Consider the following 12,966-nt stretch of genomic DNA (forward strand, 5'->3'; position numbering starts at 1 on the left):
GGAGTCCTGTTCCCGTCCTGCCCGCCGGGGTCCGCGAGGTGTCACCTCCGTTCAGCGCGTTGGCGTCCGGGCGTGTCGCACTCGTTGCCCGCGTTCGGGCCCGGGGAGTGTCGTACCCGTGGGGCATGATCGTCGTCATGGCCGCTCAGCGTTCGCAGGAAAGCTTGAAGGCCCGGCGGGCAAGCCGGGCCTTCCAAGCTTCTGTTGTGTGCACAAATTCGAGGGATGGACTAAATCAAGGGATTGCGCGGGTACTAGCCGACGACCTGGGTCGCAAGCGTGCGCAGCGCGCCCGAGCGGCGCTTGAGCTCGCGGCGCTCGATCTCGCTCATGCCGCCCCAAACGCCCGCGTCCTGTCCGCTGTCGAGCGCCCACCGCAGGCACTCCTCGGTCACGGGGCAGCGCCGGCAGACGTTCTTGGCCTGCTCGATCTGTACCAGTGCCGGTCCGGTGTCCCCGATCGGGAAGAACAGTTCGGGGTCCTCGTCGCGGCAGATGGCCTCGTGGCGCCAATCCATCAAACATCTCCTTGCTGAAGCATCAGGTATCTCACTGGTGGTGTGTAGCTGGTGTTGTAACGCTTGCGTTCGGGCGTTCGGACCCGATGGGCATTCGGGCCGTATGGTCCCCGCGCCGCTTCCGCCGTGAACGGCGGTCGCACCCCCGCGGGCGGGACCGGCGGGACTCGGTTCCCGGGAAAGGGAATCGTTGTCGCCGCGGGAGCGGCACGCTCCTGGTCGCATCAGCATCATTGCTGCACGCCGGAGGGAGCACACCCGTCCTGCGGCGTCGGTCACCCAAGTGGCGGCCGAGCGGGTCGACGGTCTCGCGAACGAGGACCGCGACAGGTCCGCACCATTGTGCCCGGCTACCTTGTGAATACTTTCACAAGGTGGGGATTTGTCAAGGGTTCGACTCCGGAAATCAGCTCGAAGTGAGTGAACTCACCGCGCTACCTCGAAGAAGACTCGTGGAACTCATTCCGCAATGCCGCCGGGATCCCTACCGCGGACCCTCGGGGCGGTCTCCGTCACGACCTCTGAAACTGAAAGGCCGGGGTCGGTGACAGCGAGTCGAACCGGTTTGACACACTGGTACTCAAGGTTGGCCGACTCACTGAGTTCGGAAGTCCCGCCAGGGCAGAAGTACCCACGGTTGCCCGGTATATACGCACCGAAAAGACGATATTCGGTTGTAAGTCTCGCGCCGTCCCGGTAGGGATGGCGAAATCAACCTTGCCTGCTCACGGGCGAGTTGTCAACACCCACCTCGAGGTTTTCCCAAGTTGTTAGCAGGCCACCCGCAGTGCGTCCGGGACCGAGTCGAGTTCGACTTCGGTCCGCTCGCCGAGGTAGTCCCCGTCGAGTTGGAAAGCCTGCGGCAGCGACGCGCGCAGCCGAATCCTGGAGAGATCGTGATGCGTCACCGCGTGTTTGCCGTCGGGTCCGTCGCGGCCCACCAGCAGTGAGGCTGCGGTCCGCGCGGCGTCCGACAGGCCAAGTTTACGCAGAATCAGGACATCAAGTCCAGCATTAAAGGTCGCCCGCGCGTTGAGATTCACCGGAAGGGTACCCAGATAGGTCCACGGCGCGCAGTTCTGCACCACGACCATTCCGGTGGAGAGCACCGATTCGCCGGTGGAGAGCTCCACATCGATCGAATCCCCTTCCACCCCATGCTCATTGAGTTCGGCCATGACAGCGCGCGCGTAATGCGCGCCGAGATTGCGCTTCTTGCGGTAGGACTCGACCTTCTTGATGATCGAGGCGTCCCAGCCGAGTCCGGCGCAGAAGGTGAACACGCGGTCGACGCCTTCGCCGCGGGCGTGGCCGAGACTGACGGTGCGCGTACGAGATTCCTGGAGCGCCGCGACGATCGCGAGCGAGGCGCGGCGGCGGTCCCAGGGCAGGCCGAGAGCCCGCGCGAAGACGTTGGTGGACCCGGCGGGGATGGGCGCGAACAGGGGCGCCTGGTCGGCCGGGCGTCCTTCGGCCACAAGGCCGTTGACGACTTCGTTGACGGTCCCGTCGCCGCCGAGGCTGAGCACGACGTCGTAGCCCTCGTCGGCGCCCCTCCTGGCGAGTTCCTCGCCGTGGCCGCGGGCGCGGGTCTGCTCGACGGTGAGGTCGAGCACGTCATCGAGCTTCTTGGTCACCCAACGCGTGCGGCGGCGCGAGCCGGTGGAGGCCTTCGGGTTCACGATGAGCAGACCACGCTGTGGCGCTGCTTTCAGGTCGCGCATAGGCGCAGCGTAGCCCGGGATACGGTTGGCGTGTGAACGAAACCGATCCCGACATGGGCGCCGTCACCGAAACGCCGGGCGACGGCGACCGTCCGTGGACCCTCACCGTGGCCGCGGGCGTGTTCTGGCTCCTCGCAACGGGACTCGTGGTGCTCGGCGCCTGGGACCTGGTGCAGGTGGTCACCGGCGACGTCGACACGGTCTCGGGCGCGATCGGGATCGCGGTGCTCGCGTGGCTGGCGGCGCTGTACTACTGGTTCATCGGCCGCAGACTCCTCCAATGCCGCGACATCGTCGCCCAGGCGGTCTTCCAGGCGCTGCTGTGGCTCCCGGTCGGCTACTACCTGCGCGAGGCCGCGCACCCGGTGCTGAGCCTGTGCGCCTGGGGACTCTCGGCCGGTCTGCTGGCCCTGATCCTGTGCGCCCCGAGCCGCCGAGCCGTCGGCTTCGGCGAACACCGCCGCTTCAGCGAGTGAATCCTCCTCGCATGAGGCGAATGTCGTACCCCTAAGGCACGCTTGATAACCGGGGGCCCATCCCCAGGGCCCAAGCAAGTGTTCGGCGTGCCCGCGATTCGGGGCCCGAGGCGTGTCGGACCCCCATGGCATCGTTGAAATCCGGGGGCCCATCCCCAGGGGTCCCGTGAGTGTTCGGCGTGCGCGGGTTCAGGCGTGCCGCTGAGCCTCGGCGGCTCGCTCGGCGATGACCGCAAGGAGTTCGGGGGCCGCGCCGAGAGGTTCGCCGATGTGGGTCGCGCCCGCGTCGCGGGCTGCGGCGGTCGCCTTGTCGCACAGGAGACCTGGGGCGATGAAGTAGCAGACCGCCGCGACGCGCCGGGCCCCTTGGGCGTTGAGGGCCCGCACCGCGTCATCGGCACTCGGCCCGGGCCCCGAGGCGAAACCGGGACCGGCCGGGACACCAAGGAGGCGTCCGGCTTCGGCTGCGATTTCGGCCACATGGGCGCGTCCCGCGTCGACCCGAGTCCCGGCGGCGCAGACCACCAGGCCGTCGGTGCCCTCAGGCAGACCGCGAATCAAGGCCGCGGCGAGCGAGCGATCCCCCACAGGCCGCCCGAGCGCGACAGCGAGGCCCGTGCGGGCTTCTTCGGCGCGGCGCGCGACCTCGGGGAGGTCGGTCTTGGCGTGATAGGCGTCGGTGAGCAGCAGCGGCAATGCGACGGCGTGCTCGGCTCCCGCATCGGCGAGATCGGTGAGGACCTCGACCGGATGCGGTTCGTTGAACTCCAGGAAACCAGCGCGAACCCCTGCGGCGGCGGCGATGGCCCGCACCGCTTCGGGCGAACGCGGATCCGGACTCCCATGGGCGACAAGCACAACCGGCCAAGATGCGGCCGTTCGGATGTCGTCCGCCTCGGACTCCGGAGCGCGAAGCGCGCCCGCCCGATCCGGCGACTCGCCCGCGCGACGCGCGGACTGCGCCGCGCCTCGCCCGCCGTCCGCGTCGGTCACCGCGTCGGCTCCGCCGGGTCCTGCGTTCGCGGGTCGAGCAGGCCACTCGAAGCGCGGTCGGCGGCGCTGAAGGCGGCGCTGCGCGCGCCGCCTTCAGCGCCGCTCACGAGTCCGAAGCGGCGTCGCGCTTCGGGCGCGAGTTCGTTCGAAGCGCGGTCAACGCCCGCGACGGCGGCGCTTCGCGCCGCCGTCGCTTGGTCGCTCACCGGTCCCGCTCGGCGCACCTCAAGCCGGGCCAGTTCCGCCTCGACGTCGGCCGCCCAAGTCGCGGTGTCAGACATGCAGGCCGCATTCGGTCTTGTCGAAGGCGGCCCAGCGGCCCGCGCGCGGGTCTTCACCCGGGGCAGTGCGGCGGGTGCACGGCCAGCAGCCGATCGAGCGGAAGCCGTCCCCCAGCAGCGGGTTGACCGGGATGTTGTGGCGTTCGATGTACGCCTCCTGGTCGGCTTCGGTCCACTTCGCGATCGGGGAGACCTTGACCTTGCGCCGCGAGAGGTCGAAGTCGACGACCTTCGTGCCCGCGCGGGTCGGGCCCTCGTCTCGGCGCAGGCCCGTGGCCCAGCCGTCGTAGTCGGCCAGGGCCGCGTTCAGCGGGAGGACCTTGCGCAGCGAGCAGCACTCGTCGGGGGCGCGGTCGAACAGGCGGGGGCCGAACTCGGCGTCCTGGGACAGGACCGACTGGTCGGGGCGGATGGAGCGGACGTTGACGTTCATGGTGGAGGCCACGAAGTCGCGGACTTCGAGGGTCTCGGGGAAGTGCAGCCCGGTGTCGAGGAACACGACGTCGATGCCGGGGGCGACCTGGCTGGCGAGGTGGACCACGGCGGCGTCGGCCATCGAGGAGGTCACACAGAAGCGCTCGCCGAACTCGCCCACGGCCCATTCGAGGATCTGGTGGGCCGTGGCGTCTTCGAGGCGCTTCCCCGCTTCGGTCGCGAGGTCACGGAGTTCGAAGGGATCTCTTTGGTTCCCGGTGCTGCTCATGCTGCTTCACTCCGATCGGGTACTGCTATTCGGGCCGGTCGCCCGTGGGCGGCGCCGCGTACTGCGGTGCGACGGCCATCCCGTGGTACTTGACGGCGAAGACGCGGGTGCAGTCCGCGCAGTGCCAGGCGCCCCGGATCTCGACGTCGCTGTCGGAATCGGACACGTACGGGCGGAGGTCTTCCTCGCCGCAGTAGGGGCAGTTGTAGGGGACGACGCGGGCGGTCACTGGAGCTCCGATTCCTCGGCGCGGTGGACCCACTGCGCGAACGTCTCGGCTTCGGTGCGGCCCGCGAGGTAGCGGCGGGTGACGCGTTCGACGTAGTCGCCGAGGTCTTCGGAGGCGACTTTGAGGCCGCGGGCCTTGCGCCCGAGGCTCGCGGCGGAGGCGTGGCCGCCGCCGAGGTGGACTTGGAAGCCTTCGACCTGGCGGCCGTCCTTGACCACGAGCTGGCCTTTGAGGCCGATGTCGGCGGTCTGGGTGCGGGCGCAGGCGTTGGGGCAGCCGTTGACGTGGATCGACACGGGTTCGTCGAGTTCGGGGACGCGCTTCTCGAGTTCGGCCACGAGGTCGCGGGCGCGGTCCTTGGTGTCGACGATGGCGAGCTTGCAGAACTGGATGCCGGTGCAGGCCATGGTGGACCGCCGCCACGGGGACGGGTTGGCCTCCAGGCCGATCGCGCGCAAGTCTTCGACGGCCGCTTCGACCTTGTCCTCGGGGATGTCCAGGAGCAGGAGCTTCTGGAGCGGGGTGGCCCGCACGCGGTCGGAGCCGTACTTCTCGGCGATGTCGGCGAGCTGGTCGAGGACGGTGCCGGAGACGCGGCCGGCGACGGGGGCGACGCCGATGAAGTAGTTGCCGTCGTTCTGCTTGTGGACGCCGATGTGGTCGAGGAGCTTCTCGGGGACCGGCGGCTGCTCCAGGTCGGGGAGTTTGCGGCCGAGGTAGGCGTCGGATTCGAGGACTTCGCGGAACTTCTCGGCGCCCCAGTCCTTGACGAGGAACTTCAGGCGGGCGCGGGTGCGCAGTCGCCGGTAGCCCCAGTCGCGGAAGATGCGCACGACGTTGACCCACACGTCGACGACGTCGTCCTGGGAGATCCAGGTGCCCAGGCGCTGGGCGAACATCGGGTTGGTGGACAGGCCGCCGCCGACGTACAGGTCGAAGCCCGGCCCCAGTTCGGGGTGGTGGGCGCCGATCAGGGAGATGTCGTTGGTCTCGTACGGGCTGTCGGGGAGCCAGCCGATGGTCGACTTGAACTTGCGCGGCAGGTTGGACAGGCTGCGGTCGCCGATGAAGCGGTCGTAGATCTCCTGGATCTGAGGGGTGGCGTCGATGACCTCGTCGGTGTGGACGCCCGCGACCGGGGAGCCGAGGATGACGCGCGGGCAGTCGCCGCAGGCCTCCTGGGTGTCGAGGCCGACCGCTTCGAGGCGGCGCCAGATCTCGGGGACGTCTTCGACGCGGATCCAGTGGTACTGGACGTTCTCGCGGTCGGTGACGTCGGCGGTGTCGCGGCCGAACTCCTTGGAGATGGCGGCGACGGTGCGCAGCTGCGCGAGGTCGAGCTGGCCGCCGTCCATGCGCACGCGCATCATGAAGTACTTGTCGTCCAGCTCCTCCTCTTCGAGGATGCCGGTCTTGCCGCCGGCGATGCCGGGCTTGCGCTGGGTGTACAGGCCCCACCAGCGGAAGCGTCCGCGCAGGTCAGCGGGGTCGATCGAGTCGAATCCGCCGTGGGCGTAGATGTTCTCGATGCGCTGCCGAACGTTGAGCGGGTTGTCGTCCTTCTTGGACTGCTCGTTCTTGTTGAGCGGCTCCCGGTGGCCCATCGCCCATTGGCCTTGGCCTTTGGGGCGGGACGGTTTGCGCGTTGGCGTTGGCACGGTACTCCTCATCGCGGACACAGGTGTGGCGTGGTTCGTCGGCTGAAAAGCCGGAAGGATTAAGCGCACATCATGAGACAGGCGGCGCTGAACACACGGCAGAGGTCGACGTGGCGGCGTGCCACCAATCGGAGCCCGTGTGCGCGAGACATGTGAGCAAGCATGCCACAGCATCGGGGCGGATACCCTCTGCGTCCCGCTCACTGGACAGCAGGTCACACGAGTGTTGCAAACGACGCGGGCCCGAGACCGCTCGTGCGGTCTCGGGCCTGCGGTCTTCGGTCAGGCGTCCTCGGCGCGGCGGCGGGCCGCGGTGGCGATCATGACGCCGAGCGCCAGGAGCGCGGCTCCGGCGGCTATCGGGAGCGCGATCCGGGCGCCGGTGACGCTCAAGCCGCCTCCTGACGTGGTGGTGCCGCCGGTGGTCGGTGTCGTGGTCTGGGCGGTGGTGGGTGCGTCGGAAGTCGGCGCGTCCGAGGTGGGGCCGTCTGACGTCGGGCCGTCGGTTGACGGTTCGTCGGTCGTGGGCTGGTCGGTCGTGGGCTGGTCGGTGGTGGGTTCGTCCGTGGTCGGCTCATCGGTGGTGGGCTCGTCCGTGGTCGGCTCATCCGTCGTGGGCTCGTCCGTGGTCGGCTCATCCGTCGTGGGCTCGTCCGTCGTGGGCTCGTCGGTCGTCGGCTCGTCCGTGGTCGGCTCGTCCGTGGTCGGCTCATCCGTCGTCGGCTCGTCTGATGTCGGTTCGTCTGAGGTCGGGTCGACGTCCTCGCATTCGGGGAGGTCGCCGTTGAACGGGTAGTTGTGCATTTCCTGGCCCGAGCCGGGGAGGGAACTGTTGCCGTGGATGAGGTTGCCGGTGAGGAACATGCGGCCGTTGGTGCCCGACATCGTCAGTTCGGTGGTGCTGGACTGCTCGCCGGTGAGCACCGAGCCGTTGAACTGGGTGGTGCCGCGCAGGTTGACCTCGGTCGCGTCGGGGAAATTCCACATGGTGCGGTCGCGGAACGCGATCTCAGGGCCCGAGTTGATGTTCAGGGTCCTGGTGTCGCCGTAGACGTTCACCAGGACCGTGGCGCCTTCGGGGATGCCTTCGAAGTTGATGGCCTGCTGGCCGCCTCCACTGGCGACCAGGTCGGCGTCGACGGCGAAGACTTGGAGCATCGAGGTGCCGTCGCCCACGAAGACCGTGCGGAAGTTCTCGTTCGTGACCGTGCCGGTCACCGGGCGGCGCACGCCCTCCTCGGGGTAGGCGTAGCACTGGCTCGCCTCGGAGAGCTGGTCGCGCAGGCCGTCGTACTGGTCGACCGCGCCCGGGTCGGTCACCGAGATCGGGATGACCATGCCGGTCGCACCGCCCGCGCTGCGGACGAGGCCGAACTCGGAGCCCTCCTCGGCGAGGAGCCGCTGGCCAGGGGCGATGGTGATCGTGCTGCCGACTTGGAGGTAGTCCGAACCGGTCGGCGGAGGTACACGCGAGCCGACGCCGGCGATGCCGACGTTGTAGGCCCCGCCCGCGGCCGGGTCCTTGTTCTGGTCGAACTCGCCGAGGACCACGTTGCGGCCCTCGGACTCGGCGGCCGAGCCGCGCACGTGGAAGTAGCCGCCGACGAAGACGTTCACCGAGTCGTCATAGCCCGCGATCGGGCCGTTGTTGGTGTCGGGGAACGGGTCGGGGCAGTCCGGCCCGGCGCAGGGACCCAGGTCCCCAGGCAGCGGGGCCGCGAAGGCCGTCGTCAAGGCAAAGGCGGCCACGGCGACCGCGGTCGCCGCGGCCAGGACCGCGGCGGCCTTGCGTCCGAGGCGGGACTTGGCGGGCATGGGATCCTCCGGAGACGACGGGCACTGCCTCTCTTCATAGCAGTGCCCCGACCGTCCTCATCGGATATCCGCGGAAGTGGGTTCGCGTTTCGCCGTCGCTATTGGAGCGCGAAGTCCACGATCGCCTCGGTGCCGCCCTCAGGCCGCGGGCGCATGTCGATGGTGCCGCGCAGCTCTCCGGTGACGAGCGTGTGGACGATCTGGAGCCCCAGCCGGGTCGAGTCGGCGATCCTGAACCCTTCGGGGAGGCCCTTGCCCTCGTCGGAGACCGTGACCGTGAAATGGTCGCCGTCGCGCTCGACGCCGATGACCACCTCGCCGTCCTGACCGGGCGGGTAGGCGTGCTCGACGGCGTTCTGGATCAGCTCGTTGACGACCATGACCAGCGGCGTCGCGTACTCGCTCGGGAGGACCCCGAACGTGCCCTCGCGGCGCAGCGTGACCTTGGACTCGGCCACCGAGACCTCGACGGCCATCGAGGCCACCCGGTCCACGATCTGGTCGAAGCCCACCGACTCGTCCGAGGACTGCGAGAGCGTCTCGTGCACGAGCGCGATCGAGGCGACCCGCCGCACCGACTCCTCCAGCGCGAGCCGGGCCTGCGGCGACCCGACCCGGCGGGCCTGGAGGCGCAGCAGCGCGGCGACGGTCTGGAGGTTGTTCTTGACGCGGTGGTGGATCTCCCGGATCGTGGCGTCCTTGGTGACCAGCTCGCGGTCCAGGCGCCGGACCTCGGTGATGTCGCGCACCAGCACCAGAGCGCCCGCGGCCTTCCCGCCCGGGCGCAGCGGCAGCGCGCGCATGAGCACCGTGGCGCCCTTGGCCTCGATCTCCTTGCGCCGCGGGGTGCCCCCGGCCAGCGCGTCGGCGATGCGGCGGGCCGCGTCGGCGCCGACTTCGGGGGCCGAGGGGAGGCTGCGGGTGAGTTCGGCGAGGTCCCGGTCGCGCAGGTGGCCGGTGACGCCCATGCGGCGGTAGGCCGAGAGCGCGTTCGGGGAGGCGTAGCGGACCAGGCCGTCGGCGCCGATGCGGACGAGGCCGTCGCCGATGCGCGGCGCGGTGGTGGGTTCGCCGGGCAGGAGCGGGGGCGGGAAGCCGCCGTCGGTGAGCATCTGGACGAGGTAGTCGGCGGTCTTGAGGTAGTTGAGTTCGAGGTGGGAGGGGCTGCGGGTGTCCGAGAGGTTGGTGTCGCGGGCGGCGACGGCGATGACTTCGCGCCTGTCGCGGCGGCGTACCGGGATGGCTTCGTGGCGGGCGGCGACGTCGCCGCGCCAGACCGGGTCGCCTTCGCGGAAGATGCGGCCTTCGGAGTAGGCGACGTTGAGGTGCCCCGCGTCCTCGCCTTCGAGGATGCGGCCGACCTGGTCCTCCTCGTAGGCGGTGGGTCCGGTGGTGGGCCGGACTTGGGCGAGGCACACGAAGCGGCCGGGGCGGTCCTTGACGGCGGCCCAGAGCAGGAAGTCGGCGAAGGAGAGGTCGGCGAGGAGCTGCCATTCGGCCACGAGGCGTTGCAGGTGGGCCGCGGAGTTCGAGGTCAGGTCGGTGTGCGCGCTGATGACGTCACGGAGTGTGGACACCCGATCAATAGTAGCGGCGGCTCGGGCGCGGGGGCTCGTCCTCGTTCGGGCATGAAAAGGCCCCGCCTGCTCGGGGCGGGGCGTCGGTCTACGGCAGGGTCATGTCCGGCTTGTCGAGTTCCTCGACGTTGACGTCTTTGAAGGTCAGGACCCGCACGTGCTTGACGAAGCGGGCGGGGCGGTACATGTCCCAGACCCAGGCGTCGCTCATCTCGACTTCGAAGTAGGTCTCCGCGTCGGCGCCGCGGACGTGGACTTCGACGCTGTTGGCGAGGTAGAACCGCCGTTCGGTCTCGACGACGTAGGTGAACTGCCGGACGATGTCCCGGTATTCCCGGTACAGCTGGAGTTCCATGTCGGTCTCGTACTTTTCGAGGTCCTCGGCGCTCAACGCTCCTCCTTCACAGGCGACGGTACACACGATAGTGCGCTGGTGCCCCGGCGCGGACGCGCCTTGGCGCTGCGGGTCCGGGATTCACCCGGCGGGCTCCCGCCGAAACATGGTCAAGTGGGGGTCGCGGCGGCGACGTTGGCGTACGAGCGGCGGTGCGCCTCGCAGGGGCCGTGGGCGCGCAGGGCGGCCTCGTGGGCGGCGGTGCCGTATCCCTTGTGGACGGCGAATCCGTATTCGGGGAAGCGTCGGTCGAGTTCGGTCATGAGGCGGTCTCGGGTCACTTTGGCGACCACGCCCGCCGCGGCCACGCACGCGGCCGTGCGGTCGCCTTTGACGACCCCGAGGCTCGCGGGCAGGCCGGGGACGGCGAACCCGTCGGTGAGCACGTACCCCGGGCGCTGAGGCAGCCGCGCCACGGCCACGCGCATCCCTTCGAGGTTGCACACCGAGATGCCGCGGGCGTCGATCTCGTCGGGGCCGTAGAGCACGACGCTGATCTCGGCGCGGCTGCGGCGCAGCCGTTCGAAGACCCGTTCGCGGGCGGCCTCGGTGAGGAGCTTGGAGTCGCCGAGCTCGTCGATGCGGGCGTTCGGGGCCAGGCGCACCGCCGCCACGGCGAGCGGCCCGGCGCACGCGCCGCGACCGGCCTCGTCGACCCCGGCCACCGGGCCGAGGCCGCGGCGCTCGAGGGCCGCTTCCAGCGCGTACAGGTCACCGTCGCGCCGCAACCGGGAGGAGGCGGGGCGCAGCACGGTCAGGACGGTTCGGGGACGTCGTCGTAGGTCGCCGGGATCGAGAACCAGGTGAAGTCGCCGAAGGGCCAGAACAGCACGAAGGCCTTGCCGATCACCGCGTCGACCGGGATGGTCGAGGACATGACGTCGCCGCCGGAGCGGATGTACCGCTCGCGCGAGTCGCCCGAGGCCGAGCGGTGGTCGCCCATGACCCACAGGCGGCCGTCGGGCACGATCAGGTCGAACTCGTCTCGCGAGGGCTGGTCCTGCACCCCGGCGGGGTTGGTGTACAGGTAGGACTCCTCGTCGAGGGCCACACCGTTGACCGAGATGCGCCCCTCGTCGTCGCAGCACACGACGTGGTCGCCGCCGGTGGCGATGACCCGCTTGATGAACTCGTCCTCCTCCATCACCGAGCGCCACGACTCGGGGGCGGTGAACACGATGATCTCGCCGCGGTCGGGCTCGGAGAAGTCGTAGACGAGCTTGTTGACGAGCACCCGGTCGTTGACCTGGAGGGTGTTCTCCATCGACCCGGAGGGGATGTAATAGGTCTGCACGACCCAGGTCCGCACCACGATCGCCACGAGGATGGCGACACCCAGAAGGATGGGCAGTTCCTTCCAGAACGACCCCTTCTTCTTGGGCTGCTGCTTTTCGGAGGCTTCCTCGGCGCCCTCACCTTCGGCGCCGGGCGCTTGCCCTTCTTCGATCACGGTGCGAGTCTACGCGCTCGCGCTCGGCGCCCAGGGGTGCCCGCCTGGCCGTCGCTTGCGAAGAGACAGGTGGTATCGCCGTGGCGGGCAACGCAGGCGGCGAGTGCCACGCGTGCGCATCGGGCGCGGTCTCGCCTGCGGCGGCGGTGTCCGCGCTCGTCTCGGGCGGGTCGAGGACCTCGAACGCGGCGGGGATCTCCAGTTCGGTGGCGCGGTCGGTGGGCCACACGAGCGCGATCGCGCGGCCGATGATGTTCTCGACCGGGACCGGGCCCTGGCAGCGCGAGTCCCTGGAGTTCCCGCGGTGGTCGCCCATCACCCACACCTCCCCCGCGGCCACGGTGACCTCGTCGAACAGGCGCGAATGACACGACCCGGGCGGCACGTCCAATGGCGCGTCGTCGTAGACGTAGGCGCTCTCGTCGAGCGAGACGCCGTTGACCGTGACGCGGCCTTCGTCGTCACAGCACGCGACGGTGTCGCCGCCGACGGCGATCACCCGTTTGATGAAGTCCTTCTCGTCGGGTTCGGCCAGGCCGATCAGGTCGAGCACCCCGGTGGTCACGTCCCCGACGAACGAGTCGTTCCCGCCCTTGGGCCGGTACTCGGGGTCCCAGCTGTCGGTGCCGCGGAAGACGATGACCTCGCCGCGCTGCGGGCTGCGCAGCGTGGTGGTGAGCTTGAGGACGAGGACCTTGTCGCCCTCCTGGAGGGTCTGCTCCATCGAGCCCGAAGGGATGTAGAACGGCTGGATCGCGAACGTGCGCAGCAGGACCGCCGCCGAGAACGCCACGACCAGCAGCAGCGGCAGTTCGACCCACAGCGACAGGTACTGGCGTTTGTGCGGCTGCGAGAGGCGGCTCTCGGTCTCCTTGCGTTCTTCGGGCTCGTCGCTGCGGTGGACCCGTTCGCGTTCGGCCGCGACCCGGTCGTGCGGGCCGGTCACGCGCTCACGGGGCCCGGTGGGGCCCTCGGGGCGACGGATCGGCCTCGTCCCCGCCTCGGGCCCGCGCGGCAGGCGGCCGGGGGCGCGCGGGGCGGCGGGCGGAGGGGGCTGTGCGCCGCCGGGGCCGGGAAGCCTGCCCCAGTCGATGCGCCGCGGTCCTTCGCCGGGGGAACCAGGACTCATGTCCAGAGCGTAGCGGAAT

Annotated in this window: 15 protein-coding genes; 1 reads left to right on the forward strand and 14 read right to left on the reverse strand. The window is 69.8% G+C overall.

Going from position 1 to position 12,966, the window contains the following annotated elements; genetic code table 11:
• Positions 1-254 precede the first annotated feature (254 nt).
• Positions 255-518, reverse strand: coding sequence for a WhiB family transcriptional regulator (locus tag AB0B28_RS12585; RefSeq protein WP_360120139.1), 264 nt, complete (start codon positions 516-518; stop codon positions 255-257).
• Positions 519-1,288: 770 nt separating this feature from the next.
• A complete protein-coding gene (locus tag AB0B28_RS12590) occupies positions 1,289-2,242 on the reverse strand; it encodes a diacylglycerol kinase family protein (RefSeq protein ID WP_360120141.1) in 954 nt (317 codons plus the stop codon).
• Between the two features lie 32 nt (positions 2,243-2,274).
• On the opposite strand from AB0B28_RS12590, the gene AB0B28_RS12595 reads away from it, so the two are divergent.
• Positions 2,275-2,718, forward strand: a complete 444-nt coding sequence (locus AB0B28_RS12595) for a hypothetical protein (protein WP_360120143.1) — start codon at positions 2,275-2,277, stop codon at positions 2,716-2,718.
• A gap of 189 nt (positions 2,719-2,907) precedes the next feature.
• On the opposite strand, the gene AB0B28_RS12600 is transcribed toward AB0B28_RS12595, so the two are convergent.
• From AB0B28_RS12600 to lepB (AB0B28_RS12655), 12 genes are all read right to left on the reverse strand, one after another.
• Complete coding sequence (locus tag AB0B28_RS12600; protein WP_360120145.1) at positions 2,908-3,576, reverse strand: CbiX/SirB N-terminal domain-containing protein; 669 nt, start codon at positions 3,574-3,576, stop codon at positions 2,908-2,910.
• A gap of 131 nt (positions 3,577-3,707) precedes the next feature.
• Positions 3,708-3,992, reverse strand: a complete 285-nt coding sequence (locus AB0B28_RS12605; protein WP_360120147.1) for a hypothetical protein — start codon at positions 3,990-3,992, stop codon at positions 3,708-3,710.
• Positions 3,985-4,695, reverse strand: a complete 711-nt coding sequence (locus AB0B28_RS12610) for a phosphoadenylyl-sulfate reductase (RefSeq protein ID WP_360120149.1) — start codon at positions 4,693-4,695, stop codon at positions 3,985-3,987. Before AB0B28_RS12610 ends, AB0B28_RS12605 begins: the two co-directional genes overlap by 8 nt.
• A gap of 25 nt (positions 4,696-4,720) precedes the next feature.
• Positions 4,721-4,924, reverse strand: a complete 204-nt coding sequence (locus AB0B28_RS12615) for a hypothetical protein (RefSeq protein WP_360120151.1) — start codon at positions 4,922-4,924, stop codon at positions 4,721-4,723.
• On the reverse strand, positions 4,921-6,594 hold the full coding sequence (locus AB0B28_RS12620) for a nitrite/sulfite reductase (RefSeq protein ID WP_360120153.1): 1,674 nt from the start codon (positions 6,592-6,594) through the stop codon (positions 4,921-4,923). Before AB0B28_RS12620 ends, AB0B28_RS12615 begins: the two co-directional genes overlap by 4 nt.
• Positions 6,595-6,641: 47 nt before the next feature.
• A complete protein-coding gene (locus AB0B28_RS12625; RefSeq protein WP_360120155.1) occupies positions 6,642-6,746 on the reverse strand; it encodes a putative leader peptide in 105 nt (34 codons plus the stop codon).
• Between the two features lie 118 nt (positions 6,747-6,864).
• Positions 6,865-8,397 carry a choice-of-anchor A family protein gene (locus tag AB0B28_RS12630; protein ID WP_360120157.1) on the reverse strand — a complete coding sequence of 511 codons (1,533 nt, stop codon included), beginning with the start codon at positions 8,395-8,397 and terminating at the stop codon, positions 6,865-6,867.
• Positions 8,398-8,495: 98 nt separating this feature from the next.
• Complete coding sequence (locus AB0B28_RS12635; protein WP_360120159.1) at positions 8,496-9,974, reverse strand: histidine kinase N-terminal domain-containing protein; 1,479 nt, start codon at positions 9,972-9,974, stop codon at positions 8,496-8,498.
• An 88-nt stretch (positions 9,975-10,062) separates the two neighbouring features.
• Complete coding sequence (locus AB0B28_RS12640; RefSeq protein ID WP_360120161.1) at positions 10,063-10,365, reverse strand: DUF2469 domain-containing protein; 303 nt, start codon at positions 10,363-10,365, stop codon at positions 10,063-10,065.
• A 113-nt stretch (positions 10,366-10,478) separates the two neighbouring features.
• The gene (locus AB0B28_RS12645; RefSeq protein WP_360120163.1) at positions 10,479-11,120 is read right to left on the reverse strand and encodes a ribonuclease HII; all 642 of its coding nucleotides are present in this window, start codon (positions 11,118-11,120) and stop codon (positions 10,479-10,481) included.
• Between the two features lie 2 nt (positions 11,121-11,122).
• Positions 11,123-11,719 (reverse strand): signal peptidase I, encoded by a 597-nt coding sequence (gene lepB, locus AB0B28_RS12650; protein WP_360120372.1) that lies wholly within the window; start codon positions 11,717-11,719, stop codon positions 11,123-11,125.
• A gap of 61 nt (positions 11,720-11,780) precedes the next feature.
• Positions 11,781-12,947 (reverse strand): signal peptidase I, encoded by a 1,167-nt coding sequence (gene lepB / locus AB0B28_RS12655; RefSeq protein ID WP_360120165.1) that lies wholly within the window; start codon positions 12,945-12,947, stop codon positions 11,781-11,783.
• Positions 12,948-12,966 lie beyond the last annotated feature (19 nt).

The sequence above is a fragment of the Glycomyces sp. NPDC046736 genome, from assembly GCF_040645615.1.
Lineage (GTDB): Bacteria > Actinomycetota > Actinomycetes > Mycobacteriales > Micromonosporaceae > Glycomyces.